We start from the raw sequence: 26,729 nt of genomic DNA, 5'->3' as shown, positions 1-26,729 counted from the left end.
AGGTTTGTAGTACTATTCCAAACCATGACGAGGGAAGAGCCGGAAGTCAACCGGAACCCGCCGGACAAGCCCACGAGGCGCGTCAGCCGGCAGCAGGAAGCCGGGGCCGTCACGCGCCGCGAGACGCGTCGGCGCGTCCTGTCCGCCGCGACAGCGGAATTCGCCGAGCGCGGGTACGCCAAGGCCACCGTGGCCCGCATCGCCGCCCGAGCCGATGTCGCCGTCCAGACCGTCTACCACGCCTGGGGGAGCAAGAGGGCCGTCTTGCGGGCCGTGCTGGAGACCGCGGTCACCGACCACGAGGCGGGATTCGTGAGCGGCCGCGATCTGCACGAACCTCTCCTCGGCTCGATCACCGCCGACGACGCGGCTGATCCCGAACGGTTCCTCGCTCACGTGGCCCACCGCTACCGCGTCCTTGCCGAGCGAGCCGCCTCGGCATGGCAGACCTACCGGGACGCCGCCGCGACCGATACCGACATCGCCGCGGACTGGCAGCAACTTCAGCAGACCCGCCGTGAGGCCTTCCAGGCGCTCATGGACGCCATGCCCGCCGACAGCCTTCGCCCTGGACTGAGCACAACTCAGGCCGCCGACACCGCTTGGGTCATCGCCAGCCCGGAGTCCTACGAACTACTGGTCCGGCGAGCCGGCATGACGCACGACGAACTGGAGCAGTGGGTCCGTTCGACACTGACGGCAGCGCTCCTGCGACGCCCTTGACACGAAGAAATGAGGCCTGCACCGGGCGCGGTCATCCGAGGCGCACGGTCAGCCCGCCGCCTGGGTTCGGCTCGGCATGGATGCGGCTGTGGTGAGCACGTGCGATGGCCGCGACGATGGACAACCCGAGCCCGACGCCCTCACCTGGTGCTTGCTGGCGTTCGGTCAAGCGGTGAAAGGGCTCGAAAAGGCCCTCCACCGCATCTGCGGCAATGGTGGGCCCGGTATTGGTGACAGCTAGCCCGTCGCGCCCGGTGTGAACCAGGACGTGCCCGCCGGGCACGTTGTAGCGGATCGCGTTGTTGACGAGGTTGTGGACCAGCCGTTCCAGGAGGCGGGGGTCGCCGGCGACCGTGAGTGGCCCCGCCTCGACGTGAACCGTGACGCGATGCAGGGTTGCGTCGTCGGCCGACTGCCGCACTACGTTCGCAGCGACTTCGTGCAGTGCAACCGATTGCCGCGTCTCAAGTCCCCGCTCCGATCTTGCGAGCAGCAGGAGCCCGTCAATCAGTGCTTGGCTGTGTTCACTGGACTGGATCAGCTCGTGGCGGACGTACGCGATCTGCTTCTCGTCGGGGTGACCAGCGAGCCCGATCTCGGCTGCGGCGCGCTGCCTGGCCACGGGAGTGCGCAGTTCGTGTGCGGCGTTGGCGGCGAATCGGCGCTGAGCCGCGAGCAGTTCCTCGATGCGGTCCAGCATGCCGTCGAAGGTGTCCGCCAGCTCTTTCAACTCGCCGGGCGGGGCATCGAGAGCGATCCGTTCGTGGAGGGTTGTGCCGGAGAGACGACGTGCCGTGCGCGCGATGACCGAGACCGGGTGCAGGACACGGCCGGCCATCCACCAGGCAAGGGCGACGGAGATCACCGCGAAGAAGGCGAGCGCGACGAGCGAGACGATGAGCAGACGGTGGAGAGTGGCCTGTTCGATGCTGGACGTGAGGTTGTGCGCTCCGGGCGGAGGCGGCCCATCGTCTATTGCGCCGCGTGACGGCTGCGGATGCGGAATGTCAGTGGTCTGACGGGTGACAGCACCACTGATGGACGCTCTCAGGCCCTGCTGCACCAGGACATAGATCAGCGTGATGAGTCCGCCGCCCGCGATGAGGAGCATGCCCGCGTACAGGGCGGTGAGACGTCCGCGCTCCCCTGCGAGAGAACACGCGGCCGCGCGGACGCGGTTCACGTGCGCATCCCGGTGGCGATGCGGTAGCCGAGGCCGGGCACCGTCTCGATGACGGCCGGCTCGCCCAGCTTGATTCGCAGGCGGGAGAGGGTGACGCGGGTGGCGTTGGTGTCGTAGCCGATCTCTTCGGGCCAGACCGCCTCGACCAGGTCGTCCCGGGACACGATGGCGCCGCCGGCGCGCATGAGGGTTTCGAGGACGGCGAACTCCTTGCGTGTCAGGAAGAGGTTCTGGCCGTCGCGGGTGACCTGGCGGCTGGTGGTGTCGAGCCGGATGCCTCCGAACGTCAGGACGGGCGGGAGGGCGGGCTGGGTGCGCCGGCCGAGGGCAAGGACGCGGACCAGGAGTTCGTCATAGGCGAAGGGCTTGCCCAGGTAGTCGTCGGCGCCGAGTCCGAACCCCTGCACCTTCTCGTGCAAGTCCACAGACGCGGTGAGCATGAGGATGCGGGTGGGGAGCTTCTGGGCGACGACGCGCCGGCAGACTTCGTCGCCGTGCAGTCGGGGAAGGTCTCGATCGAGGATCATCACCTCGTAAGCACCGAACTGAAGCTTTCGCATCGCTTCGAGGCCGTCGGCGGCCGTGTCGACGGCGAGCGCATCGCGGCGCAGGCCATCGGCGATCATCTTGGCGAGAAAGACATCGTCTTCGACGACCAGCACGCGCATGTGCTCCTCCGTGGCAGGGGACGTGGGCATTCCGTCTGGTCAGACGGCATTCCGTCTCATCAGACTGCGACGATTCGCTTGACAGTCGCGGCTTCACAGCCATGGGGTGCTGGTCCTGCGTAGTCGCGTAGGGCACGCCAGGTGTACCTCAGTCCGGCGTCTCGTGGCCGTAACACCGGCTGTTCGAGCGAAGAGACGTCAGCGCAGGCCACGGTTCTCGGCATCCGATCCGGTGCGACCGAGAGGCTCTCCCGTGAAGAAGAACCGTATGCAGATGTTCGCCCTCACCGGGCTGTCCCTACTGGCCCTGATGGTGACGGGATGCTCATCAGACGGTGGCAGCGACACGTCCTCGAATGGATCGTCAGGCTCCGGCGGCACGTCGTCCGACGGCAAGGCACAGGACGATCAGCTCAAGGTCGAGGAATGCCTGAAGAAGCACGGCGTGACGTTCAGTGGCGACGAGGCTGACGGCATGCGCGGTCTTCAGTACGGCGACATGACCGACGCCGAGAAGAACAAGGTGAACAAGGAGTGCGGTCTGGATTCGAGCGGGCCCGGCGATGTGACGGAGATGGATGAGAAGACGCAGCAAATGCTGCTCGACTACGCCCAATGCATGCGTGACCAGGGTTTGGACTTCGCGGACCCCAAGTTCGAGAACGGCGGGGCGCAGTTCGAGACGAGCCCGGAGAACGACCCCAAGGTCAAGGACGCGGACGCCAAGTGCCAGTCCAAGATTCAGGGCTGAGGCGACCGTGATGAGGCGCAAACTGATTGTGGCGGCAGTGGCGGCCGGTGTGCTCGCTACCGTCGGCGGGCTCGGCGCGGTCACCCTGGATGGTGGCAGCGGTTCATCGAGCGGGGTGCAGGACGCGGACCTGCCGCCCGCGACGGCGACCCTGACACAGGGGGACTTGCAGGTCACGTCGCAGGTGAGCGGAACACTCGGTTTCACCGGGAAACGCACACTCAACGCGGGTGGCTCGGGTGTGGTGACGTGGCTGCCCTCCACCGGCGCCGACATCGGCAGGGACGACAAGGTGTATGAGATCGGCAATGGACCGGTCTACCTCTTTTATGGGAAGCGGCCCATGTCCCGCTCGCTCAAGGAGGGTGACGAGGGCCCCGACGTGGCGCAGCTCAAACAGAACCTCATCGCTCTCGGGCTCGGAAACGGAATCGCCCCGGACGACGAGTTCACATCCGGCACAAAAGCGGCTGCCAAGGCCTGGCAGAAGACACACGGGTTCAAGCAGACCGGTGAGATCACTCCAGAGCAGGTGACCTTCGCACCGGGCGCGCTACGCGTGGCAGCCGCGAAGACGTCGACCGGTGCCGTGCTGCAGCCCGGCACACCAGTGCTGGACACCACCGGATCGGGCAAGATCGTCAAGTTCGACCTGGAGGTGGAGGAGGCCGCGCGCGTCGAGGCCGGTGACCCGGTGAAGGTGGATCTGCCGGACGGTAAGACGGTTGAAGGCCAGGTCTCGACGATCGGCAAGGTCGCCGCCAAGGAGCAGCAGGCCCAGGCTCCAACGGTGAGCCTGACCGTCGAGTTCGACAAGAAGACGAAGGTGACCGGCGTCGATGAGGCGCCCGTGACCGTGCACCTTGCCGGTGAGAAGCGCAAGAACGTCCTGTCCGTCCCGGTGGAAGCACTGGTGGCGCTCCAAGCGGGCGGGTTCGGGATCCAAGTGGTCGAGAACGACCGGGTGCGGGAGGTATCCGTGAAGCTGGGGCTGTTCGCAAACGGTCGCGTGGAGGTCAGCGGTGAAGGGTTGCGGGCCGGAATGAAGGTCGGGGTGCCGAAGAAATGACGTCCGCGTCAGAACCGGTCGTCGCCCTGCACCAGGTAGCCAAGCTCTACCCCGGTGGGGTGACCGCACTCGGCGGGGTGGACCTCACCATCGGTCGGTCCGAGCTGCTGGCGATCGTCGGCCCGTCCGGGTCGGGAAAGTCGACGCTCCTGCACATCGTGGGCACACTGGACAAGCCCACATCCGGGACGGTGCGCATAGCGGGCCACGACATCAGCGCCCTGAAGGACCGGGAATTGTCGGCGCTGCGCTCGCGGCACATCGGCTTCGTCTTCCAGGCCTTTCACCTCGTCCCTGCGCTGACCGCACTGGGCAATGTGATGGAAGGCCTGCGGTACTCGGGGCTGAGCCGATCCGTCCGCAGGGAAAGGGCCGCGCAGGCCCTTGCGCGGGTCGGTCTCGAGGAACGGATGCAGCACCGGCCGCATGAGCTGTCAGGTGGGCAGAAGCAGCGCGTCGCGATCGCCCGCGCCGTCGCCGGAGAGCCCGATCTGCTCCTCGCGGACGAGCCGACCGGCGCTCTGGACTCACAATCCGGTGAGCAGGTCATGGAGCTGTTGCACGATCTGCATCAGGACGGGGCGACCATCGCTGTCATCACCCATGACCGTGATCTTGCCGCGAATCTGCCGCGTCAGGTCGCCCTGCACGACGGGCAGATCGTCATGGACACGGCCCTGGCGGGTGCGCTGTGAGGGCGCGTCGGCTGTCGCCGGCGCGGCTGTCGGGACTGGACGCCTGGCAGGTAGGTTCGGCGGGCCTGCGGGGGCGCCCGATGCGCGTCATTCTCTCCGCGCTCGGTATCGCCCTCGGCATCGCCACGATGATCAGTGTCGTCGGGATCTCCGAGTCCTCCAAGGCCGACCTGATGCGCCAGTTGGACAAGCTGGGCACGAACATGCTGCGGATCACGCCGGGGCAGTCGTTCGGGGGTGAGGAGCCCAAGTTGCCCAAGGAGGCGCCCTCGATGATCAAACAGATCAAAGGTGTCGAGCACGTGGGCTCCGTCGGAGAGACCAAGGCGTCGATCTACCGGAACGAGCACATCGACCCGGACCTGACTTCCGGTATCAAAGTCCTGGCGGCGAGCGAGTCACTACTGGGCACACTGCGGGGCACGACGGCTTCCGGGACGTGGTTGAACGGCGCGACCGGCAAGTATCCGTCTGTGGTGCTCGGGAACGTCGCGGCCGAGCGCCTCGGTATCTCGGCGGCCGGTGAGAAGGTGTTCATGGATGGCCGCTACTTCACCGTGCTCGGCATCCTCGATCCACTGCCACTCGTGCCGGACATCGAGCGCTCCGCGATGGTGGGCTGGGATGCGGCCCGGGATCTGCTCGATTTCGACGGGTACCCGACGACGATCTTCGAGCGATCGGCGGACCACCGGGTCAAGCAGGTCCAAGAGCTGCTCGCCCGGACGGCGAACCCCAAGGAACCCGGCAAGGTGGCCGTCTCCAACCCGTCCGACGCTCTCGCAGCGAAGGCGTCATCGGAGGCGGCTTTCACCAACCTCCTCCTGGGACTCGGTGCGGTCGCGCTCCTGGTCGGAGGAGTGGGTGTCGCCAACACGATGATCATCAGCGTGCTGGAACGGCGGCACGAGATCGGCCTCCGCCGGTCCCTCGGCGCCACACGCGGGCACATCAGGCTGCAGTTCGTGAGTGAAGCACTCATGCTGTCCGGGCTCGGGGGGCTCGCGGGCGTCGTCCTCGGATCGATCGCGACGTGGATGTACGCCTTCTCGTCGGGCATTCCCTGGGTGGTACCGCCATGGGCCATGGGCAGCGGCTTCGCCGCCACCCTCGTCATCGGCTCCGTAGCAGGCCTGTATCCAGCCGTGCGGGCAGCGCGCCTCTCCCCCACCCTGGCACTCCAAGCCGCATGAGAACCGCCCCGCACGGCACCACATTGGGCGCCGTGCGGGGCAGCGGCGTATGGACCGCCCGGGACCGTCCCCGCCAGTTACGGCCCTCGAGTCAGCCGGTCCTGGTCATAATCCATTGCTGCGGGGCGCCGCCGTTCTTGGTCCACTGGACGATCCTGCCGCCTTCGGTGGTCCTGCTGGCGTTGTCGAGGGCCTTGCCGCTGTGGCGGTTGACAAGTGTGTACCTGCCACCTCCCAGTGAGGAGATCGCCCACTGCTGGGCGATGGCACCGTCCGAGGCGGACTGGATGACGGGCCCGCCATCGGTCGTGAGGCTGCCGTTGTCCAGGGCCTTGCCGCTGCGGACGCAGATCAGCCTGTAGTAGCCATGGCCCGTGTGGGTGACCTCCCATCGCTGGGGAGCTCCGCCGTTCGTGGTCCACTGGATGACCGGGCCGCCTTCGGTGGTGACGTTACCGTTGTCCAGGGCCTTGCCGCTGTGGGCGGACACGAGTTGGTAGACACCGTTGCTCAAGACCTCGGGCATGCCGCTGACTTCTACGCAGACCACCGAGACGTCGGGATGTGGTGCGGTGGCCGGCACCGTGACGTCGATGGTGCCGCCGCTGACAGTGTGGGAGAGGGGGACGGAGGGGTTGTTCAGCAGGTACACGCCGCTGATGGTGTTGTGGACCTCGGGAATCCGAAGCACGCCGCTGGCGGGCCAGTTGAAGACATGGGCGAACAGCTTTCCGTTCGTCTTGGTGACCTTGCCCCAGGCGGGCTCCGCGGCGAACGGACTGCCGCTGGTGTCGTGGATGCTGCTGCCGTGGGCGGCCATCCATGCGGTGAAACCGTTGAGGATGTTCAAAGAGCCCGTGGTGACGGTGCCGTCGCCCTTGGGGCCGATGTTGAGAAGGTAGTTGCCGTCGCGGGAGACAACCGTGACAAGTTCCCTGAGCAGTTCTCGGACGGACCGGTAGTACGGCTCCGACGCCTGGTTGTAGCCCCACGCTCCGTTCATGGTGCGGCAGGTCTCCCAGGGCCGGTTCAGCGGAGCCGCCGGGATCGTTTCCTCGGGGCAGAGGAAGTCGCCGAGGCCCAGGCCACGCTTGACCCGCTCGTTCACGATCAGGGCGGGCTTGCGGTCGATGAGCCAGTTGTACAGGTCCTCGCCGTCGGCCCTCGTCCACCAGTGGGCGAGAGTGGGTGTGGGCTCGTCGCGGCACCAGTCGCCGTCGAACCAGAGCAGGGCTGGGTCGTAGCGGTCCAGCAGCTCTTGCAACTGCGCCTTCATATCGGCGATGTAGCCGGTGCGGGCCGCCTGTGACCCCATGGTCGAGAAGACGGCTTGGTGATCGATGGTCTGCGACGGGTGGTTCCAGTCCAGGATCGAGTAGTAGAGCCCGAACTTCACGCCCCTGCTCTCGCACTCCGTTTTCAACGCCGCGAGCAGGTCGACCTGGTGGCCGCTGTAGTCGTACGTGTTGTACCGCCGGGTGCCCGTGGTGTCGGTGAAGCCGCCCACGCCGGAGTTCCACATCGCGTAGCCCTCGTGATGCTTCGCGGTGATCACGAGGTACTTCATGCCGGCCTTCTCGGCCAGCTCGGCGATGGTCGCGGCGTTGAAGGAGGTGGGGGCGAAGGGCGCGCTGACCTGTTCTTGATAGTCGGCCTTGGTCCATTTCTCGCTGTGGAACGCCCACTCGCCGTGGCCCAGACGGGAGTAGGACCCGAAGTGGATGAACATGCCGAAGCGGGCTTGATACCACCAGTTCAGCTTCGCGGGGACGGTGTACGCCTGGGCTGCCGCGGGCCACAGGACCTGCGGCAGCCCGAAGGCCGCGACTCCTCCGGCCAACGCGACAGCTTTGATCATGGAGCGTCTGGTGAGATGGGCCGAGGACACCGGTGACCTCCAGAAAGGGGAAGTGCTTGGGGAGTTGAGAGCAAGCGGTAAAGCAGCTGCAGGCACATCAGCGTGCCGCGTCGCCACGTCCAGGAGCATCTGACGCTGCGTCCGGAAGCGTCCAGGGCGGCCGAACACGAGATGCTGATTTCTGTTCGACTTCTTGCGCTTGTGCGCGGACACGACTATGCGGACGGCACCACAAAGAGCGGCGGGGGCCGGGGGCCGATGCGCCCGGGCTCGCTCGAACCCGATGCGCCACGGCCTTCGCGGCATCACCGCAGCGCTCGATGCCGGACAAGCCGAGTGGCTCGCATGTCGCGCGCATCGCGGACGAGCGTGCTCCCGCACGTAACGCTCAGCATCCGTGAGCATTTCGCGGTGGCTTGGGATCCAGGGCACGGCACCAGTGCCGTCACCACGTGGTGTGCAGTCCTACGACACCTCGCGTTTCGCCGGCCTCACGAGCCCGGGAGGCTCCTGCGGCTGCTTCACCCCGTCGAGACATGTTCATCCAGGCCGCGGCAGCATCGCGGTGTGAGCGGACATGGCCGAGAGTGTCATCGCCACGCGAGCATTCCGGGCCACGCGAGCATTCCGGGGACACGGCCACGTCGTCGGGTGTGCTCGCGTCGCGAGCCCAGGCGCCGAACCGAAGGCGCCGTTGACTGCTGCGCGTGTGCATCGCACGTCCGCCCATCTCAGGTGCGTGTTCGGCGACTCGGTGAGCATCTCCGGCCACCAAGTGGTGATAATTATTTTCCGAACGGGGTCCAATTCATCAGAGTCATGCTAATTTCTTGCAACTTTCGACCGCGGCGGTCACCCCGGCGCCGATCTGCAGAGGAATGAGATGAGAGCACCGATGAGGTGGGTCCGCCGCCGGGCCGCGGCAGCGGCGACGGCTGCGGGGCTGTTGGTCGTTGGCGCCGCCTTCGAGGTGATCGCGCCGGATTCCATGACCGCGGCCGCCGAAGTATCCGCAGCAGCCGAGTCCGTAGCCCTGGTGAACACCGAGTCAGGGCAATGCCTCGACGTTCAGGGCATGAACTGGAGCCCCGGCGGGGTCCTCGGAGTGTGGTCCTGCAACTCAGGGGTCAACCAGAGGTTTACGTTCCGGGCCAACGGCGAACTTCGCTCGATGTCCGACACACTGTGCCTGAAGAGCGCCGACGGCGCGCTCGTCGCGGGGGCCCAAGTGCGGACGGCCACGTGTCAGCCTGCGAGCACGCCGACGCTCAGCATCACGCCGAAGTTCTCGCGCGGTGTGTTCGACACCCTCGTGCACTCGGCGAGCGGTCTGTGCGTCACCAAGCCCGACGGGACCGTGCCGAACGGGAGTCGAGTCACTCTCGAATCGTGCACGTACGGACCCAACCAACGGTGGACCACTCCCGATGTGATCACGGCCAAGCCACCTGCTGCTCTACGCGGGGTGAACTGGTCGGCCAAGGGCGACAACTTCCGCTGGGATCCGATCGTCCCCTCGGGCCTGAGCGCATCCGACGACTACGCGGCGACGTATGCGAAGGCCGTACCGATCGTGCGTGAGTTCAAGCGGCTGGGCGCCGACACCATACGATTCGGCGTCAACTCTGCCACGGTGAAGAACTGGGGCGGCTACCGAGCCGCGCTGGACGCCGCACTCGACGAGGACCTCAACATCATGGTCGGCCTCTGGGCGGGTTACGCGGGAGGGGGGTATGCCGCCATTCCGGCGAGCGACTTCACGCTTGTCTGGGACACCCTCGTCGACGCCTACGGTTCCAACCCCCGGTTCTACGCCGACATCGTGAACGAGCCCAACGGAACGAGTCAGGGGTGGCGGGACCTCGCGGTGCAGTTTCTCCACACGTACCCGCAACTGCCCCGCAACCAGGTTGTCGTCGCCGGCACCAAGGACGACACCAACCCCGGGGAGATCTGCGCCGACCCGCGCCTGAACGGCACAGTGCTGAGCTACCACCAGTACAGCGTGTTTGAGTCCTTCCATACGACGGTTTCCGCTTGGAAGAGCACGATGCGCAGCCGCCTCGGCATCCCCTCCGGCCAAACCGGTTCCCTCTGTTCGGCCCGGACGGTCGTCACGGAGTTCGGTGACTGGTCCCGGTCCGGCATCGACTACAACGGTCCGCGCGACGGGGACATGCACGTGTCCTACATGTACGCCATGACGGAGGTCATCCGCGAAGCGGGGATGGGGGGCCTGTACTGGCCCGGTTACGGCGAGGAGGACGGCTTCTCCCTGACGACGCTCAGCGGCGCCGGAACGACGACAGCACAGCTGAACCTCACCAACGGGTCGCTCCACGACCGGATCAAGTACGCCTGGAAGAAGAGCGACTATGCCGGGGGCGACGGCGAGGTCACTCCGACCACCTTCTGGAGCCCGGGTGCGACGGGCCTGTGCCTCGTCGTGGAAGGCAACGACGCGGTGGCGGACAAGGACCTCGTCACGGGTACATGCGGCAGCTACAAACGCAGCTCGAAGGACGTCACCTCCAAAACCAATGGGCAATTGGCCATGAGGTGGTCATGCATCGTGCCGAAGGACACACCAGCGGTCGCGGGCACAGGCGTTCAGCTTTCACCGTGCGCCGACGAGAACAGCGCCGGTGCAGCCGCACAGACGTGGACCTACCGCGCCGCCGACAAGGCGCTGGTGCACGACAACACCGGTCTGTGCCTGAGCGTACGCGGCGGCCAGACGACGCCTGGTGCCGCACTGGAACTGAGCGCATGCACGGAGCCGCTGACGGCTCTCCAGCAGTGGTCGCGTAAGTAGGTGAGGACCACCTGCTTCCTTCTGCCGGCATCCAGGAAGTGCCGAGCTCGAGCAGCGGGAGCTCGGTGCCGGGCTCGAGGAGGCAGCCGACCGCACGTCGAATCCCGATGGCCGCCCGCCCCGTAGTCGTAGACGGGCGGCCTGGCTGTCAGCTGTTCCGGAACCTCGTGCCGGAGGCGCTGCCGGCAGCGCAGTTCCGTACGGCTGGCGCCTACGGTCGCGACGGTGTGGGTCGAGTGGTGCACCGTCACCTGGACGGTCACCTGGTCGATGATCAACAGCAGGGCCGAGACACCCTACGGGCCATGCGCAGTTATGTCGCCGCTGTGCCGGCGAACACCTCATCGGCTGGGCACATGGCGGCAAGGGTTTCGTCGTGCCGCAGCCGGGTCGCAGCGTTGTCCTCGGCCCGCCATGCGGTGACCGCCGAGCGGTCTCGTAGACCTTCGGCGACCTGCACCTTGTGGGTGAAGGAGAACTGGAACAGGCCCAGTGGACGGTGCGTGCGCTGCGCGAGGAGTCGCATGACCCGGGCACGGCCCCCGCTCCGGAAGTGGCGCTGCCCGCCGGTCTCACCGCCAGTGAACGTGAAGTGCTGGCTCTGATCGGACAAGGGCTTCCCGACAGGCCATCACCGAATGGCTCTTCATCAGTGAGGCCACCGTGAAGACACACATCAGCGACCTGTTCGCCAAGGCCGACACCCGGGACCGGGCCGATGCCGTCCGCCGGGCCATCTCCGCCGGTCTCGCGTGAGCACGCGGCCTGCGCTGTCCGGCACGAGGCCCGGTCGTGACTCTGCCGGTTCCGGATGCCTGAGGTCGGTCTGGGCCTCCCGCCCGCGTGGGGCGAGGCCATGGGCCATCTCGTCGCCGAGGCCGGCTCCGCGCGGATCCGCGCCGAGGCCGGCTCCGCGCGGACCGCGAACTCATGCTCACCTGCGACCGGTTCGACGCGCTCACCGCCCAGCGGATGGGCCTCCTCCACGGGGTGGCCCCTCTGGACCGGCTGGACCATGTCCTCGGCACGTGGACGAAGCCGCTGCTGCGACGCTCGCCCGAGGCGCTCGTCCTGACCAAGCGGATGCTGGCGGGCTACGCCCGCGCCGGACGGGCCGCCGATGCCGGGCTGCTGGACTCGCACTTGCTGGCGTCGCACCTCGCCGCTTCCCAGGGTGGGGGCGCGGGCGCGGGCGCGGCCGCGGGGCGACCGGCGGCTCCGGCACGGGGCCGCGGGGTGAACGGCGGCAGGCTCCGGCGCGGGAACGCGGGAGACGATGCGCGGCGAAGGCTCATGCCCCAGGGCATGGGACCGCGTCGCCCCCTTACGACCGGGGAGTCGGCACCGCTCATGCCGGGCGAGCGATTCCCCGGCCGGCCGACGCCTCGCCGACGCCTCGCCAACGCCCCCGGACGGCCCGCCGTCGACGGCCGGCCTGACCACACGAGCGGGATGCGGATAGGGCCGGAGCAGACCGGAACCCCAGGCCACGGGCCCCTTGTGCCTCAAAGGGCCCGGATTTCAGCCTCGCTCGGCCGTGACGGGCGCCGGCGGGCCACGGCTGCCGGACGAGCACTGAGCTCGACCAGCGGGCGGTCGCCGTACCGGATGGAGCCGGAAAGGGCATGAACGGTCGGCCTGACCTCGCCGTACCCGACGCCATCGGGGACAGGCAGCAGCCACGGGGAACATCGCGGATGTCTCGCAGGCGACGAACGGGCCGCAGCGAGCATGCCAGGAAGCTTGAGGAGTTCCATGAAGCGCAACGCACGAAAGCGCCGTACACCGCTGGCCGTCAAGGCGGTAGCCGCCTCGGCAGCTCTGGCGCTTGGTGGGGGCGGGCTGCTGTGGGCGAACTTCTACGCCTCGGCAGACGAGTCGGCCAACCACACAGGGGCCGGAAATCAGACCACGGCGGCATCGAATCGCATCGTGGCCATCACCTGTCCGGACGTCAGACCGAGACTGGGGACCGTGCCTCCCGCGATCCAGGGTGACATCGACCGGGAACTGGCCGGTCTCGACCGTCAGACGACCGCCTTCAACCAGCGGCTGGCGGCTGCGGGGGAGGAACAGGCCAAGGACCCCGACTTCATCGAGAATTCCCTCATCCGGCTGCTCCAGCGAAGCCGGACGACCGTGCTTCAGCGCATCCCGGTGAAGATCACACAGGCGGGCGGTACCGCGCCCGGAGATCTCCTCGATCTCGCCCGGTGCACCGCCGTGCCCGCCGGCCAGACCGACACCGGTGGCCGGCAGGACGGCGGCGGTGGCCGGCAGGACGGCAACGGAGGGCAGGCCGGCAACGGGCCGACCGCGGCGGACTTCGTCGACATCACCAAGGTCCGCCCGAACATCCACGCCGAGGCGGCCAACGGCCGAAAGGCCTCCACCGGCACCTTCATCACACGATGCGGCGTGAACGCCAACAAGCTGTACAACTCGGACAATGTGATCGTGGCGCCCGGTGTCACGAACGGTGCCCATCACACCCACGACTATGTCGGCAACCAGGAGATCGACGCGTTCTCCGACAACAGCAACTTCCTGCAAGGCGCGACCAGTTGCCGGAACAAGAACGACAGATCCTCCTACTACTGGCCCGTGCTCCGGGTGCAGGACGGCACGAAGGAGTTCGACCACAATCAGCCCGGTGGTGGCAAGGAAGGCAACGTCGGCCGGATCCTCACCCCGCAGAAGGTCGAGATCAGGTACGTGGGCAACCGCAACGGCAAGGTCGTGCCGATGCCGCAGTTCCTGCGGATCATCACCGGTGATGCCAAGACCACGACCAACGGCCTGGCGAACGCCAACGCGAACTGGAGCTGCACCGGGTTCGAGGACCGGGTGCAGCTGACCGAGCAGTACCCGATCTGCCCGCGGGGCAGCAACGTGGTGCGCTCGTTCGCCTTCCAGAGCTGCTGGGACGGGAAGAACGCCGACAGCGCCAACCACCGCTCCCATGTCGCCTTCACCGACCGGAACGGCAACTGCGCGAACGGCTTCAAGGCGATCCCGCAGCTGACGATGCGTCTCGTGTACAAGGTCGACCGGCCGGCCATCGTCAACGGGCAGGTGAAGAACCCCTACGCGGTGGACGGCTTCCCCGAGCAGATGCACAAGGCGGCCACCGATCACGACGACTTCATCAACATCACGACCGGAAACCTGGCGCGCAAGATCGCCAACTGCATCAACCGGGGTCAGAAGTGCACATGACCGGCTGAACCTGCGTCGCGCCTCCCCCGGCCTCGGGATGCGGTGGGTCTGCTCCCCCCGGGGGGGCGGGTAACTCACGTGCGACATGGCGGTGTTGCCGGGCCTCGGCGATAATCCTCCTGCCGGTTGGGGCAGGGGGAAGGGAGCACCGGAGGATGGACACGGCGGACTCGGCGGACTCGGCAGGCAGACCTGAAGGCCACCACCCGGGGCTGGAGGTGGCCGCCGACGCGGGCGAGATCAACGCGGTCTATCTCTTCGGCCTGCGGTTGCGGGACGCCGGTGAGGAACATGAGGCTCGGCAGCGCTATCGGCGGGCCATCGAGCCGGACTCCCCGGGCCGGCCGCATGTACTCGGCCTGCTGTTCGCCGGGGACGGGGATCTGGCCGAGGCGGAGGTGTGGTGGCGCGGGGCCGCCGAACTGGGGGACGTCCGTTCCGCGTTCTACCTCGGCACCCTCCTCAAGGAGCGCGGCGAGAGTGCCGAGGCCGAGCTGTGGCTGCGCCGGGCGGCGGAGGGCGGCGATCCTCAAGGCGCGGGCACCTACGGGGTTCTGCTCCGGGACCGGGGCGACCTCGCTGAGGCCGAGACCTGGTTCCGGCGTGCGGTCGACGCCGGCAGCACCAACGGCGCGGTACTGCTCGGCGTCCTCGTGCGCGACCGGGGCGACCTCGCCGAGGCCGATCGGCTCTTGGGGCCGCCGAAGCGGGGGACGCGGACGCGGCCAACAATCTCGGCCGCCTGCTCGCCGAGCGCGGCGACACAGACGAGGCGGAGACCTGGTTCCGGCGCTCGGCGGAGTCCGGCAACCCGGTCGGGGCGCAGAACCTCAAGACCCTCCGCGCCGAACCCGGACGGCGCTGGTGGCGACGCGGCCGCTGACGCACCCCTACCGGGCGCCGGCCCAGAACATCAGACGTTGCTCCAGGAGTGGGAACGGCGCAGGGGGTACGCGCGGCCGACCGGATTCACGCCTCGCGTGCGGGTGCGGCGTCCGGGACCGCAGAAGCCCAGGCGGCCATGGCGTCCAGGACATCACGCAGTTGTTCGCCGATCGGCGTGAGGCTGTACTCCACACGCGGCGGTACTTCCGGATAGGTGGTGCGGATGACTATGCCGTGGGCCTCGAACTGGCGGAGCCTACGGGTCAGAGTGTGCGGGCTGATGCCCGGCAGGGCGTCGCGCAGGGCCGTGAAGCGGTGCGGTCCGCCGAGCAGTTCACGCACGATGAGGAGTGCCCACGGCCCGTCCAGCACGGTGAGGAAGAGGAATCGGGCGACGCCGCATTCCGGGAGCGGTTTTTTCGTCACTTTTCCACCGTAGCCCAATAGTGCAGTTGATGTAACTGGTGCACTCTATGCACTAATGGCCCCATGACCTATGTGATGCATGGCGCCACCGGCGCCCAGGGTGCTCCCGTCGTCGCCGCTCTCGCCGCCGCGGGCAGGGAGGTCGCGGCACTGACCCGGCGTGCGGACGCCGAGGTGCCCGGAGCGCGCGTGGTGGTGGCCGACGCCTCCTCGACCGCGGACCTCATCGGTGCCTACCAGGGCGCCAAGGGCGTATTCGTCCACCTGCCGCTCAGCCCGGAGGAGGAGCGTGTGGCTCAGGCCCACAACGTCCTCGCCGCGCTCCGCGAGACCCGGCCGGCGCGTGTGGTGTTCTCCACCAGCGGTGATTCGCTGGAGCCGCGAGGGAGCGAGCCCCACGCGGTCGCCGTGCTGGCCTGCGGCCTGACTGACCTCGGCCTCTCCCACGCGGTGATCGCACCGACGTTGTTCCTGGACAACCTTCTGCTGCCGAGCGTCGCGGCAGGGGTACGCGAGCGCGATGTCCTGGGCTACCCGCTGCGGCGGGACTTCCGGGTCTCGTGGGCCTCGCACCTGGACATGGCCGATGTAGCGGCCGCGCTGCTCGTCGACCGTACGGAGATCACCGGGGTGGTGAGCGTGGGGCAGCTTCCGGGTGTCACGGGACCGGGCCTGGCCGAGGCGTTCGCGGCCAGGTCCGGGCGGCCGGTCGGCTTCGAGGCCCTGGCTCCCGAGGAGTTCGGTGCCGCCGTCGCTCCCGTCATCGGCGAGGGCGCCGCAGCCGGTGTCGCGGCCCTCTACCAGGCCCTCGGCAGGCTGCCGGGCTTCGAGATCGACCCGGAGCGGTCGGCTCAGCGGCTGCTGGGCATCACGCCCCGCACGCCCGCGCAATGGCTGGCCGACATCGCCTTCTGACGGGGCAGTCCGGCCTGGCCGCGGGTGGGCGGGGCGGTCCTCGGAGGCGAGTCGACGACAGGTACTCCCACGGGACGGCGTGCGGACCGGGCATGTCGTTGCTCACCACGCCCGCCGCGGCTGTCAGGTCGTCCGGCCCGGCGTCCGCAACCGCTCCAGCAACTCCTTCTCCACCTGCGGGTATCACTGCCCTGCCACTCCTCGGCCGCCGCCACGGATCGCAGCACCCGGCCGTCCGCGTCGAGCACACGGCCGGAATGCTTGAGCCGCCACAGCGTCAACGACTTCTCGGTGACCGTCAGTTGTGGTACCCGCTGGGTCAGCGAGGACTCGAACGTCCGGGGGTCGTCGACGGTCCGCAGCCCCACCGTCGTCATCAGGTTGCCCGGCCCCGACAGCCAGACGCACATGCGGGTCTCCCGCATCACGGCGAGCTGCGCCACCACCCGCTGGACGTCCTGGGCCGCGACCGTGGCGGCACAGCGTCGCGGACACCGGCCAGCCCGAGACCGACCGGGCGACCTCGCACCGGTAGGTGATGGCCCGTGCCGCGTCGAGGCGTGCCAGCCGGCGGCGCACCGTCGTCGGGCTCAGTCCGCTGTCACGCGCCATGCGCTCCGCGCTCTGGCGTACGTCCCGGTCCAGCAGACGGATCAGTTCATGGTCGGCCTCGGAGAGCTCGTGGACCGGAGGGCCCGCGGCCGACAGCGGCGCGGACGACCTGGTCACACCGTGCAGGCGGCCCATGCGCCACCGGCTGCCCTCGATGTGCAGTGCCGTCAGAACCAGTGTCCGGACGGCCGTGACGCCTTCCATGGTCTCCAGCCTGAACGCCACGTACCGCACGAGCTGGGCAGGGCTGCGCAGCACGTCCGTCAGCAGCGGATCCCGGCCACGGTCACATGCTCGATGGTCAACAGCGGTGCGTCGTCGACGAGTTGGGCGCAGACCTCGTGCAGCCTGCCCGGGACCCAGTTGACCTCGATGAAGGCGACCACGATCTCACCGACGGCTGTCGGCGCCGGATGGCAGCAGAGCCAGGCGAGTCCTTCGCCCTAGCCCACGGCGCGACACCGTCGTCGCGTCCGCCCCGACCAACGGGCGCGCGGGGCGTCCGGCTCGGGTGTGGCGACGGCTCTCGGGCGGCGCGGGCCACGCTGCGCAGTGCCAGGATCGGCCTGGGGACCTGCACCGGCTGGACAGTGACGCGTGCGCCCAGGTCGTGGAGGGTCTCCGGGAGCCACGGATGCCTGTGCCGCCCCGGGGCGGTACATCATGTGCGCCGCTGCGTGCGGTGCCGGTCCCTCCATGATGATCTCGGCGATCTGGACCGCCGCACCGGGCTGCACCTTCCCACCCGGCTGCTGGGCTGGTGGCCCTCAAACGAGTACCACCGCATCAAAGCCCGGGCCGGCTCCGGGCCGGCCGTCCCACCCCGGAGGCCCAACGCCGCCCCGTCCACGGCGCGGTGTGCACCGCCGCCCGCCGGGGCACGCCACCGAGGGGCGCACGCCGCCCCGGCGGGCGACGACCGCGCGGCTTCCGGCCCCGCCGACGCTCAGAGCGCGGTTCATCGGACTTCTGATCGGCAGCGCGGTGGCAGCCGTCCTGCTGGCGCTGTGTACGCACGCCCAGGACCAGGACCACGGCCCCCACGGGGACGCGGCCGAGAAACTGGGGCCGTGGTGATCGGGTGGAGGTCAGGGGCCGACTGTCGGCAGTGTCACCCGGACGCGGAGACCTCCTGTCGCATTGGCCTCGGCGGCGATCGTGCCGCGGTGGGCGCGGACCACGGAGCGGACGATCGCTAGGCCGAGGCCATGGCCCCGGTCGCTGGAGACGCGGGGCCGGGCCCGGTAGAAGGGTTCGAAGAGGCGGTCCACGGTGCCGGGGTCCACGCCCGGGCCGGCGTTGTCCACTTCCAGCACCACGGTGCGCGACGAGGCCGTGCGTACCGCCACGTGCACCGGTCCGCCGGGGATGTTGTGGACGCGTGCGTTGTCCAGCAGGTTGGCGACGACCCGGTGCAACAGCGCTTCGTTTCCCACCACTTCGCATCCCGGCGTGGCCCTGCCGGGGAACTCCTCGATGATGGTGATGCCGGACGTCCGGGAGCGCTGCTCATCGACCGCCTCGGCGGTCAGGGCCGCGAGATCGACGGCTTCGATGTCGTAGCAGACCTGGTCCGCGGCGGCCAGTTGGAGCAGTTCGTTGACGATGGTGATGTTGCGCTCGTTGGTGTCCACCAGCATCGGCAGCAGCTCGGCGAACTGTTTGCCGCTGTGGTCGGCCGCGGCGACCTGGAGGATGGCCCGGTTCGTGGCGAGTGGAGTGAGGAGTTCGTGCGAGGCGTTGGCGGCGAAGCGCTGGTGCGCCGCGAAGGACTCCTGAAGGCGGGCCAGGGTGGTGTCGAAGGTGTCGGCGAGTTGCTTCAGCTCGTCGTGCGGGCCCTGGGCGTTGATGCGGTACGCGAGGTCGCCCTCGCCCGCTTTCGCCGCCGCCTTGTTGATGGTGCCGAGGGGGGCGAGCAGGCGGCGCGACAGGAGCCAGCCCGCGGCCAGCCCGATGACCATCACCAGGACGACACCGCCGGTGGACACGGCGAGCACCATGTGCCATACGTCTTCCTTGCTGCGGACCAGGCCGGAGAGGTCGAGCGTCTCGCTCTGAGGCATCTTGCCGGCGGGGACGAGACCGTCCGGGTCGACGGTCGGGCCCTGAGTGGGCTGGTGCGGCTGGGTGGTGTGGGACGGCTGCGGCAGGAGGCTGGCGGGCGTCGTGAGGTCGTACGTCGGCAGATAGCGGATGCCGACGTAGATGATCGTGACCATCAGGGCCGAGCACAGGGCCAGCGCACCGCCGAAGCCGAGGAAGAGGCGGGTGTGGATGCTCAGGGCACGGGGCCTGCCGCCCGGGGGACGCAGGCGTCTCACTTGAGGCCCAGGTGATAGCCGGCGCTGATCGCGGTGTGGACGAGCTGGGGGTGGCCGAGCTTCTTGCGGAGGGTGTGGACGACCAGGCGTACCGCGTTCGTGAGCGGGTCGCAGTGGGCGTCCCAGGCTTTGTCCAGGAGGTACTCGGCACTGAGGACGCCCCCGTCGGCCCGCAGCAGCAGTTCCAGGACGGCCTGCTCCTTGGGGGTGAGGCGGATCTCGGCGCCGGCCCGGGTGACGATGCGGCGGTGGGTGTCGAAGGAGAGGTCGGCGAAGGTGAGGACGGGTGGGTGGACCATGGGGCTGCGGCGGTACAACGCCCTGAGGCGGGCGACCAGTTCGGGGAAGTCGAAGGGTTTCGCGAGGTAGTCGTCGGCGCCCAGGCCGAGCCCTTCGACCTTGTCGCCGAGGCGGCCCGCGGCGGTGAGCATCAGGATGCGGCAGTCCAGGTCCATGGCGACGATCCGGCGGCACACCTCGTCCCCGTGCACACCCGGCAGGTCGCGGTCGAGGACGACCGCGTCGTAGTCGTACACGGTGACTTTCTCCAGGGCCGTCTCGCCGTCGTGCACGACGTCGACCGCGATCGCCTCCTGGCGCAGTCCGATTTCGAGGACCCTTCCCATGTACTGCTCGTCCTCGACCACCAGAACGCGCATCGCCGTGACACCTTTCTCCGTGATTTCGTGATTTCTCATTTCTGAGAATTCCATGAGGAATTCGGCGGGACGGCCGCCGGTTTTCCTCTTGTCGCACTGTCCTCGGCCACAACTATCAGGTCCGGTATGTGATCCGTGTATGAGAAGCAGAGCGCGGGCGCTGTCGGCAAATGCGGTTCACAACACCCGGTGCCTAGCGTCGAAGTCATGAATCTTTTCAAACGGGCGTGGTGGCGGCTGACCGGTCACCTGGGGAAGACGCTGATGCTGATCGGCCTGTTCTTCGTCATCTGCACCCTGGTGCTCTCCGGCTTTCTGATCCAGTCGGCCGCCGCACGCGCCGCGACCGACGCCAAGCAGCGCGTCGGCGCGGTGGCGACCATGCAGCTCGACCTGGATGCGCTGATCTCTTCGGGCAAGGCGCAGGAGTCGAACGGGAGCATGCCTGGGACCATCGGCGCGGCAGGCGATCTGCACCGCTCCCTCGTGGACAAGATCTGCGGGTCGTCGGTGGTGGCGCAGTGCAACTACACCACCGATGCGGGCGCGTTCCCCACCAAGTCCACGAAGCTGTATCAGCCCGTCCCGCCGCCGGCCGGACAGGACACCCTGGGAACCGACCTGTTCCGGGCGGACGGCATTCGTGATCTGAACGCGGTGAATGAGTTCCGGGGCGGTGACTCCAAGCTCGTATCGGGCCACGGGATCACCCCGCGCAGCAAGAGTGATGAGATCGTCGTCGAGGAACGTATGGCGAAGGCGAACGGCCTGAAGGTCGGCGACTCGGTGAGGCTGAAGGTCGGGCAGTTTCCGCCGCCCGGTCAGAAGAAGAACGAGAAGGAATACGTCTTCAAGGTCGTCGGCATCTACAAGAGCAGCCTCGCCGACACCGGCCAGTACGTGCCTGCTCTGATGGACCCGGCCAATCACCTGTACGTCAGCCCGGACGGCGCGAGCACCCTGCTCGGCAAGGGCGGCAAGGCCGACGACGCTGTCGTCAAGCAGGCCACGTTCACGTTGAAGGACCCCGAGGATCTGGACCGGCTCAAGCAGGACGCCGAGAAGGCCGGCGCGGACCTGGACATCTTCCCGCTGAGCGTCAACGACAAGCAGTACAAGGCGCTGGTCGGGCCGATCACCAAGACGGCGGATTTCGCCACGGTCACCGTGTGGCTGGTCGCCGTCGCGGGCACGGTCATTCTGGCTCTGATCGTCGCGTCGTCGTTGCGCGAGCGCCGTAAGGAGCTGGGAATCCTGCTCTCGCTCGGCGAGAAGAAGCCGCGGCTGCTCGGGCAGCACCTCGTGGAGGTCGTGGCTTGCGCCGTCATCGCGATCGGTATCGCGGGGGCGTGCAGCGGGTTGCTGTCCCAGAGCATCGGGGACCGGCTCCTGGCCGGTGAGGTCGCCTCCGCCAAGGACGAGGCCGCGAACCAGGGCCCAGAGCGTGACCCTTCCGACACCAACGGCGGCATGAAGCAGAACGAGCCCGCCGCGGACCCCATCGACTCCATGGACATCAGGCTCGGCCCCGGCGACATCGGCAAGGTCGGCGCCACCGGCCTCGTCATCGCGGCCATCGCCACGCTGATCCCCGGCAGCCGCGTGCTGCGCCTCAACCCCCGCGACATCCTGACGAAGGGCGACTGACGTGTCCGAACTCCCCTCCGGTCCCCTCCTCGAACTCGAGAGCCTGACCCGGGTCTACCAGAGCGGAAACCGCCGCCGTGTGGTGCTGAAAAGCGTCTCGCACCGCTTCGAAGCCGGCCGGATGTACGCCGTGGTGGGCCCCTCCGGATCCGGCAAGACGACCCTGTTGTCGCTGGCCAGCGGCCTGGACTCCCCCACGGACGGCACCGTGCGCTTCCGCGGTCGCGACATCGCAGAACTGGGCCTCGGCAAGTACCGCAACCGGCACGCGGCGACCGTCTTCCAGTCGCTGAACCTGCTCACGTACATGACCGCGATCCAGAACATCACCTCGGCCATGGAGATCACCGGGGTGAAGGGTGGCCGCCGTGCTGAACGTGCGGCGGAGCTCCTCGAACTGCTGGGCGTGGAGGCGGCCGACCAGAAGCGGCGGACGCTCCAGCTCTCGGGCGGTCAGCAGCAGCGCGTCGCCATCGCCCGGGCGCTCGCCTGCGAGGTGGACGTCCTCTTCGCGGACGAGCCCACCGGCTCCCTGGACCATCAGACGGCGAGCGGGATCATCGAGGTGTTCCGCAAGCTCGCCCATGACGACGGCAAGTGTGTGATCGTGGTGACCCATTCCAAGGAGGTCGCCGACGCCTGCGACGAGGTGCTGCGGCTGCAGCGCGGCAAGTTGGTGACGCACGCGTGACCCTCCCCCGAAGCAACACCTCACGGCTGCGCCATCCGGAAACCTGCGCCGAGCGGCATCCCGTCCGTGAATGCGGAGCCGACGCCGGATCACAAGGCCCGCGGCGGGAACTGACGGGATGAGGCGCCCGAGGTGACGGGATGCCTGAGGGAGGGTCAGTTCCCGGGGGACCGCCGTGTGTTGGACGCGATCGAGCCGCAGCGGGCTACCGGACTGGGACTGGCCTGGCCTCCGGCTGGTACCGGGGGCCAGGTTGCCGCGGGATCGCCGGCGGGTGCGGCGGTGGGTCAGCTCGGCCGAGAGTGTTCGGCATCGCTTCCTCGCCGTGGTGGGCGGCGTTGCGGTGACCGAGGGCGTTGGGCGCCGGGGTGCGCGGAGGACAGCTGGTCAAGCGGGGTGACGAGGCCTTCCACCGGCCCTAGGCGGCGTCGTGGATGACGAGCTTGAACTCGGCGAGGGTCAACAGACGCGGCACGGCGTCGTTGTGCGTGACGCGCAGCGCGACCGGGGTACCCGGGACGACGAAGATGCCATGGTTCTTGACGTAGTACTGGCCGCCGGGCGTCGGTGTGCGGTGCTCGGTCGCTGTGGTGTCGTTCGGGTTGGGCGTCAGGCCCAGCGGGTCACGGACGTACTGGTCGCGCAGCTCGGTGTAGCCGGTGGTGCCGCTGGTGGACTCCCACTGGATCATCGCGTGCAGGTGGCCCCAGCCCGCCTTGGACGGCCAGATCAGGCCGCTGCGGTCGTCTGTCGCCCAGTCACTCACCACATAGCCGTCCGGCTGGAGGGCCTGGTGCATCTCGAATCGGTCCGTCGATTCCGCCGCTCCGAAGGGGAACCGGACAATCTTGTACGCGGTCCCCGGCGAGATCAGCTGAGGTGTATCGACCTTGAGAGAGCAGACCTGCACCCCTGCCGCGACGCCGCCATCCGTAGCCATGGTTCAGCATTGCCCGCGAACGGCCGGCGACATGCCCACGCCGATCCAGCCCGACCTGCGCTGCACCCACCCTTGTGCGGCGCGGAAGTTCGGTCACGACGGCCCGCTGCACAACGGCCAGGTCTACCCGATGGTGGCTGACGGCGAGCCACCGGGCGACGGCATGAGCCGGGCCGCGCGACGCAGCCCGGCCTCTCCTGGAGGTCGATGAAGATCTGCAGTCCCACGGCAGGGCCCCGACGCCCGCGGTGGTCCTGACGCCGGCGAAAGCGGCGGTGAACGCCGGCGCCACGGCCAGAAACGGTGAATCGGACAGGGGACGGGCTCAGGACATCCACCAGCACGACGCACACGACCAGCGTCATCGGCACAACGAACAGCCGGCGCTGCCGGTCGGCGAGGTGACTGAAGAGGCTTTCGGTACTCATGAACGAGCCACCAGTTCCAAGTCGTAGCGGAACACATGCGAGGTGGGTATCCGCTCGGTCGCGATGATCACCATGACCGCGGCGAACGCCCGGAGAGGATCAGAGTGCCGCATAACGTCTTGAATCAGACAGGGGACTTTCCCTGGTACCGGGCCGGACGACCGCTTGCCAGGCGGGCTCCGCCCCGGAACGCGCGAGCATGGGCAGTAAGCCGTCAAGGACCGCCGAAGCCGTGCTCCGAGAGGTCGAACCAGTTGCCCTCGGGGTCCATGGCCCGGTACTCGGCGAAGGGGCGGTCGGTGAAGCGCTCGGCGGGCTCGGGCGTGCCTGCGGCCGCCAGTGCCGCGCCGAGGGCCGCCGTGTCCGCGACGTGGAAACCGAAGTGGTTGAAGCCGACCGGGGTCTCCCCGTCGAGCCGATGCTTGATGAGGGCGAGGGACAGGTAACCGTCGGACAGGAAGCAACTGCCGTCCGGGTCACGGTGGAAGAGCTCCATGGCGAACAGCGAGGAGTAGAACTCGGCCAGTTTCTCGGGATCGCGGGCCACGATGGCCAGGTGACGGAGCCTCGGCCGGACGGTCGGCGGGGGCGCGGGGATCATGTTGTGGAAGGTGACGATCAGCCAGCGGCCCCCCGCCGTCCGCTCGACGACGGCAGACGCGTGTGTCGTCGCGAGGCGTTTCCCGCCCGGGGCGGTGATGGTCGACTCGGCTTCGACGGTCGCCAGGCCGGGGCGGAGGAAACGGACGGCGAGCACCTGGGCGGCGAGTGCCGTTCCGGCATAGGGCCCGTCGAACAGGGCCGCGTGGCCTGCCGCTATGCCGTCCCGGCCAGGTGGTTTCTCCCCTCGTACGGTCGTGAAGTCGCAGTCCGCCGCGAAGCTCGACGCGAAGAGCGTCGCGTCACCCGCCGCCCAGCCGCGGGCCATCTCGGCCCACAGCGCGCGGATGGCCGCCTCGTCGTCCTGGTCCGGGAACGGAGGGGATGTTGCTGCGGTCTGGTCCATCGCGGTCACGCTTTCGTCAGAGGGCTCGTGCGGATGCGCAGGGCCACCTCGGTGCACTCGGTGCCGTTCGCTCCTTCAGCGCCTTCAGCGCCTTCAGCGGAGTGAGGCGGAGGCGGGGCCCAGGCCGCCAGGGCGTGGTAGAAGTGACCGCCTCGGCGTTCCAGGTAGCAGATGATGTTGAGCGGCCACCCGGTCCGGCTGAACAGATGCCGGTCCATGGGGGTGGGTCGTTCGCTGAGCAGCCGGTCCCGTTGTGAAGGTGGGCCGAGGCGGTGCCAGTCGGGGTGCATGTGGATGGACCCGAGCAGGTCCAGGCCCAACTCGTCCGCCTCGCGGGACGCCCTCAGCAGGTCCTCCGGGTGCATCCACCATCCGCGGCGCTCGTTCTCGTATGCCGGGCCGAACGTCGGCACGATCGTCTCGGTGAACTCCCGACGGGCCGCGGGATCGGTGGTGCGGGCGTTGCGGCCGAAGGCGACGCGACGTACGTGATACGTCGTCGCCTCCGCACTGCCGAGCAGGAGCGCGAAGCAGGGCAGTGGTGCTTCCGCGGTGATGAGCCGGTACTCGCTGGCGGCGGCGCCGAGGAAGTCGGCGAGGGCTTGGTCGTCCATCAGGACAGTGGGGGGCTGGGGGCCTGGTAAGGGCGGCCGCGATGTGCTCGTCGCAGCGGGCATGGGGAGGTCTCCGTGGGGGGCGGGGGATGGGCTTGACGCTGCGCCGGGACATTACTTGAGAATTTGCCAAACAGCGCCCGGCGGCGGGACATCAAGGGGTTTTCCCTACGGCTCATTTGCCCCTTGCAGCCCGGGAGATCTGTCCCCTACTCGACGATGACGGTGCCGATGGTGGATTGCGGGCCGGGTCCGTCCGGACGGTCGACCTTCCACCAGCCGAGCACGTCGTCGTACTCGCGCTGGGGGAACGCGCGTGCCTCTGCCGTCATCAACCGCCCCTGATACGCCTGGGCGTAACGTGCTCGCACCTCGTAGGTGCCGGGCTTGTCGGGAACGGCGATCTCGCACGACACCTCGACCCACTCGGCCGGGCCCGGGTTGTCCTCCGCCCATGCCTGGACGCGCGAACCCGGATTGACCACCTTCACACCTCCCCCGCTGCGTCGCTTGCCGTTCCACACCGACGCCTGGGCGCGCTCCTGGCCCGCCAGGCCGACGATCACCTGGTTGATGGCGTTGCCGCACTCCGAGCAGTCGTGGAGCACCTCGAAACGGACCTCGTACGAACCGCCTGAGCGAACGCGCACCACGCCGCCCCGGCCGTCGATCCTCATGTTGCGGATCTTGAACCGGAAGCCCCTTCCCCCGCCGAACGGCTCCACCATCCGGGTGTTGGCGTGCAGACGGCGGGCTGCCTTGAGGTAGAGGCTGTAGCCCTTGCGTGCGGCGAGTTCGGCGATGCCTTCCACCGGGGCCGTGCTCTCGGCCCGCTCCGCACAGTCGGCGGCGAGGTTCAGCAGAGCTGCCAGTCCGGTCCGCACCGGGGTCCCGGGTGCGGGCAGCAGCGCCGGCAGCGTGGTGGCGAGGACCGCGGCGACGGCGTGCCGGGCGCCGCCCTGTGCCGCGAGGGTCAGGGCCTCGGTGAGGCGGCCGAGCTTGAGGGTGCCGTCGGCGGCGAGGCCGGCGAGTTCGTGGCCGAAGCGGGTGGTGTCGAGGCTGCCGCGGGCGGTCATGAGGACGAACGCGTCGGCGGCGGAGGCGCGTTGGGGTCGCCGGCCCGCGCCGAATCCCTGGGCGATCGCGGCGGTTTCCTCGTCCTGGTCGGCGGGCTGTGCCGGCCGGTCGTCGTATGCGTTCATTGGCCCCTCTTCCGTCGGACGATGACCGCAACGCTGCCATCCGCCACCGACACGGGAGCCCCGCCGAGGAGGCGGACCGTGGTGGACCCTTTCCCCGGTGCGACGAGGAAGCCGCAGGTCAACCGCGCGGCAAGACGATCGGCCCTCGGAGCCGGCCCTTCGAACCGCTCGCCAGGCCCGACCACTTCAGGCCCGGGTATGTTCGCCGC

At 68.6% G+C, this 26,729-nt stretch carries 26 protein-coding genes and 2 pseudogenes; 15 read left to right on the top strand and 13 right to left on the bottom strand.

The window, feature by feature from the left end:
* Positions 1–24 precede the first annotated feature (24 nt).
* The gene (locus ACZ7L5_RS31075; protein WP_471520770.1) at positions 25–723 is read left to right on the top strand and encodes a TetR/AcrR family transcriptional regulator; all 699 of its coding nucleotides are present in this window, start codon (positions 25–27) and stop codon (positions 721–723) included.
* Between the two features lie 31 nt (positions 724–754).
* Here the strand turns inward: ACZ7L5_RS31075 and ACZ7L5_RS31070 are convergent, their stop codons facing one another.
* Together ACZ7L5_RS31070 and ACZ7L5_RS31065 are read right to left on the bottom strand one after the other, a co-directional pair.
* Positions 755–1,906 carry a sensor histidine kinase gene (locus ACZ7L5_RS31070; protein WP_471520768.1) on the bottom strand — a complete coding sequence of 384 codons (1,152 nt, stop codon included), beginning with the start codon at positions 1,904–1,906 and terminating at the stop codon, positions 755–757.
* Positions 1,903–2,574 carry a response regulator transcription factor gene (locus ACZ7L5_RS31065; protein WP_471520766.1) on the bottom strand — a complete coding sequence of 224 codons (672 nt, stop codon included), beginning with the start codon at positions 2,572–2,574 and terminating at the stop codon, positions 1,903–1,905. Before ACZ7L5_RS31065 ends, ACZ7L5_RS31070 begins: the two co-directional genes overlap by 4 nt.
* A gap of 268 nt (positions 2,575–2,842) precedes the next feature.
* Here ACZ7L5_RS31065 and ACZ7L5_RS31060 point away from each other — a divergent pair, with 268 nt between their 5' ends.
* From ACZ7L5_RS31060 to ACZ7L5_RS31045, 4 genes are all read left to right on the top strand, one after another.
* Positions 2,843–3,325 carry a hypothetical protein gene (locus ACZ7L5_RS31060; protein ID WP_471520764.1) on the top strand — a complete coding sequence of 161 codons (483 nt, stop codon included), beginning with the start codon at positions 2,843–2,845 and terminating at the stop codon, positions 3,323–3,325.
* 37 nt (positions 3,326–3,362) lie between these two features.
* A complete protein-coding gene (locus ACZ7L5_RS31055) occupies positions 3,363–4,394 on the top strand; it encodes a peptidoglycan-binding protein (RefSeq protein ID WP_471520762.1) in 1,032 nt (343 codons plus the stop codon).
* A complete protein-coding gene (locus ACZ7L5_RS31050) occupies positions 4,391–5,089 on the top strand; it encodes an ABC transporter ATP-binding protein (RefSeq protein ID WP_471520760.1) in 699 nt (232 codons plus the stop codon). The genes ACZ7L5_RS31055 and ACZ7L5_RS31050 overlap by 4 nt, the downstream gene beginning before the upstream one ends.
* A gap of 80 nt (positions 5,090–5,169) precedes the next feature.
* On the top strand, positions 5,170–6,282 hold the full coding sequence (locus ACZ7L5_RS31045) for an ABC transporter permease (RefSeq protein ID WP_471520758.1): 1,113 nt from the start codon (positions 5,170–5,172) through the stop codon (positions 6,280–6,282).
* A 91-nt stretch (positions 6,283–6,373) separates the two neighbouring features.
* On the opposite strand, the gene ACZ7L5_RS31040 is transcribed toward ACZ7L5_RS31045, so the two are convergent.
* Positions 6,374–8,170 carry an alpha-L-fucosidase gene (locus tag ACZ7L5_RS31040; RefSeq protein WP_471520756.1) on the bottom strand — a complete coding sequence of 599 codons (1,797 nt, stop codon included), beginning with the start codon at positions 8,168–8,170 and terminating at the stop codon, positions 6,374–6,376.
* Positions 8,171–9,035: 865 nt separating this feature from the next.
* On the opposite strand from ACZ7L5_RS31040, the gene ACZ7L5_RS31035 reads away from it, so the two are divergent.
* Positions 9,036–10,955 carry a ricin-type beta-trefoil lectin domain protein gene (locus ACZ7L5_RS31035; protein ID WP_471520754.1) on the top strand — a complete coding sequence of 640 codons (1,920 nt, stop codon included), beginning with the start codon at positions 9,036–9,038 and terminating at the stop codon, positions 10,953–10,955.
* Between the two features lie 313 nt (positions 10,956–11,268).
* Here the strand turns inward: ACZ7L5_RS31035 and ACZ7L5_RS31030 are convergent, their stop codons facing one another.
* Positions 11,269–11,568: a hypothetical protein gene (locus ACZ7L5_RS31030; RefSeq protein ID WP_471520914.1), complete on the bottom strand. Its 300-nt coding sequence runs from the start codon at positions 11,566–11,568 to the stop codon at positions 11,269–11,271.
* Here ACZ7L5_RS31030 and ACZ7L5_RS31025 point away from each other — a divergent pair.
* The 4 genes and pseudogenes from ACZ7L5_RS31025 to ACZ7L5_RS31010 form a co-directional block, all read left to right on the top strand.
* Positions 11,494–11,711: pseudogene (locus tag ACZ7L5_RS31025) on the top strand (helix-turn-helix domain-containing protein); the annotation flags it as partial. The gene ACZ7L5_RS31030 and the pseudogene ACZ7L5_RS31025 sit on opposite strands and share 75 nt — an antisense overlap.
* A 43-nt stretch (positions 11,712–11,754) precedes the next feature.
* Positions 11,755–12,116, top strand: a pseudogene (locus ACZ7L5_RS31020) (enoyl-CoA hydratase/isomerase family protein); the annotation flags it as partial.
* Between the two features lie 594 nt (positions 12,117–12,710).
* A complete protein-coding gene (locus ACZ7L5_RS31015) occupies positions 12,711–14,174 on the top strand; it encodes a DUF1996 domain-containing protein (RefSeq protein ID WP_471520752.1) in 1,464 nt (487 codons plus the stop codon).
* Between the two features lie 155 nt (positions 14,175–14,329).
* Positions 14,330–15,238, top strand: a complete 909-nt coding sequence (locus ACZ7L5_RS31010; protein WP_471520750.1) for a tetratricopeptide repeat protein — start codon at positions 14,330–14,332, stop codon at positions 15,236–15,238.
* Here the strand turns inward: ACZ7L5_RS31010 and ACZ7L5_RS31005 are convergent.
* A complete protein-coding gene (locus ACZ7L5_RS31005; protein ID WP_471520748.1) occupies positions 15,144–15,485 on the bottom strand; it encodes a winged helix-turn-helix transcriptional regulator in 342 nt (113 codons plus the stop codon). The two genes, ACZ7L5_RS31010 and ACZ7L5_RS31005, sit on opposite strands and share 95 nt — an antisense overlap.
* A gap of 63 nt (positions 15,486–15,548) precedes the next feature.
* Here ACZ7L5_RS31005 and ACZ7L5_RS31000 point away from each other — a divergent pair, with 63 nt between their 5' ends.
* Complete coding sequence (locus ACZ7L5_RS31000; protein ID WP_471520746.1) at positions 15,549–16,400, top strand: SDR family oxidoreductase; 852 nt, start codon at positions 15,549–15,551, stop codon at positions 16,398–16,400.
* 183 nt (positions 16,401–16,583) lie between these two features.
* Here the strand turns inward: ACZ7L5_RS31000 and ACZ7L5_RS30995 are convergent, their stop codons facing one another.
* Together ACZ7L5_RS30995 and ACZ7L5_RS30990 are read right to left on the bottom strand one after the other, a co-directional pair.
* Positions 16,584–17,147 (bottom strand): Lrp/AsnC family transcriptional regulator, encoded by a 564-nt coding sequence (locus tag ACZ7L5_RS30995; RefSeq protein WP_471520904.1) that lies wholly within the window; start codon positions 17,145–17,147, stop codon positions 16,584–16,586.
* A gap of 128 nt (positions 17,148–17,275) precedes the next feature.
* Positions 17,276–17,398, bottom strand: coding sequence for a hypothetical protein (locus ACZ7L5_RS30990; protein ID WP_471520744.1), 123 nt, complete (start codon positions 17,396–17,398; stop codon positions 17,276–17,278).
* A 472-nt stretch (positions 17,399–17,870) separates the two neighbouring features.
* Here ACZ7L5_RS30990 and ACZ7L5_RS30985 point away from each other — a divergent pair, with 472 nt between their 5' ends.
* A complete protein-coding gene (locus ACZ7L5_RS30985; RefSeq protein WP_471520742.1) occupies positions 17,871–18,089 on the top strand; it encodes a hypothetical protein in 219 nt (72 codons plus the stop codon).
* A gap of 11 nt (positions 18,090–18,100) precedes the next feature.
* Here ACZ7L5_RS30985 and ACZ7L5_RS30980 read toward each other — a convergent pair whose 3' ends face one another.
* Together ACZ7L5_RS30980 and ACZ7L5_RS30975 are read right to left on the bottom strand one after the other, a co-directional pair.
* Positions 18,101–19,333, bottom strand: a complete 1,233-nt coding sequence (locus ACZ7L5_RS30980) for a sensor histidine kinase (RefSeq protein ID WP_471520741.1) — start codon at positions 19,331–19,333, stop codon at positions 18,101–18,103.
* The gene (locus ACZ7L5_RS30975) at positions 19,330–19,992 is read right to left on the bottom strand and encodes a response regulator transcription factor (RefSeq protein WP_471520739.1); all 663 of its coding nucleotides are present in this window, start codon (positions 19,990–19,992) and stop codon (positions 19,330–19,332) included. Before ACZ7L5_RS30975 ends, ACZ7L5_RS30980 begins: the two co-directional genes overlap by 4 nt.
* 207 nt (positions 19,993–20,199) lie before the next feature.
* Between ACZ7L5_RS30975 and ACZ7L5_RS30970 the strand changes: the two genes are divergently transcribed.
* A complete protein-coding gene (locus ACZ7L5_RS30970; protein WP_471520737.1) occupies positions 20,200–21,639 on the top strand; it encodes an ABC transporter permease in 1,440 nt (479 codons plus the stop codon).
* A gap of 1 nt (position 21,640) precedes the next feature.
* Positions 21,641–22,330, top strand: coding sequence for an ABC transporter ATP-binding protein (locus tag ACZ7L5_RS30965; RefSeq protein WP_471520735.1), 690 nt, complete (start codon positions 21,641–21,643; stop codon positions 22,328–22,330).
* Between the two features lie 418 nt (positions 22,331–22,748).
* On the opposite strand, the gene ACZ7L5_RS30960 is transcribed toward ACZ7L5_RS30965, so the two are convergent.
* Positions 22,749–23,270, bottom strand: coding sequence for a hypothetical protein (locus tag ACZ7L5_RS30960; protein WP_471520733.1), 522 nt, complete (start codon positions 23,268–23,270; stop codon positions 22,749–22,751).
* Positions 23,271–23,301: 31 nt separating this feature from the next.
* Here ACZ7L5_RS30960 and ACZ7L5_RS30955 point away from each other — a divergent pair, with 31 nt between their 5' ends.
* Positions 23,302–23,481, top strand: coding sequence for a hypothetical protein (locus ACZ7L5_RS30955; protein ID WP_471520731.1), 180 nt, complete (start codon positions 23,302–23,304; stop codon positions 23,479–23,481).
* A gap of 431 nt (positions 23,482–23,912) precedes the next feature.
* Here the strand turns inward: ACZ7L5_RS30955 and ACZ7L5_RS30950 are convergent, their stop codons facing one another.
* From ACZ7L5_RS30950 to ACZ7L5_RS30940, 3 genes are all read right to left on the bottom strand, one after another.
* Entirely contained in the window at positions 23,913–24,704 is a 792-nt protein-coding gene (locus ACZ7L5_RS30950; RefSeq protein WP_471520729.1) for an SgcJ/EcaC family oxidoreductase, read from the bottom strand.
* Between the two features lie 5 nt (positions 24,705–24,709).
* Positions 24,710–25,318 carry a Mov34/MPN/PAD-1 family protein gene (locus tag ACZ7L5_RS30945; protein WP_471520727.1) on the bottom strand — a complete coding sequence of 203 codons (609 nt, stop codon included), beginning with the start codon at positions 25,316–25,318 and terminating at the stop codon, positions 24,710–24,712.
* Between the two features lie 209 nt (positions 25,319–25,527).
* Positions 25,528–26,520, bottom strand: a complete 993-nt coding sequence (locus tag ACZ7L5_RS30940) for a hypothetical protein (RefSeq protein ID WP_471520725.1) — start codon at positions 26,518–26,520, stop codon at positions 25,528–25,530.
* Positions 26,521–26,729 lie beyond the last annotated feature (209 nt).

Source organism: Streptomyces sp. NPDC107528 (assembly GCF_055639295.1).
The sequence above is the reverse complement of the archived record's forward strand: the minus strand, read 5'-3'. Positions and strand labels throughout refer to the sequence as shown.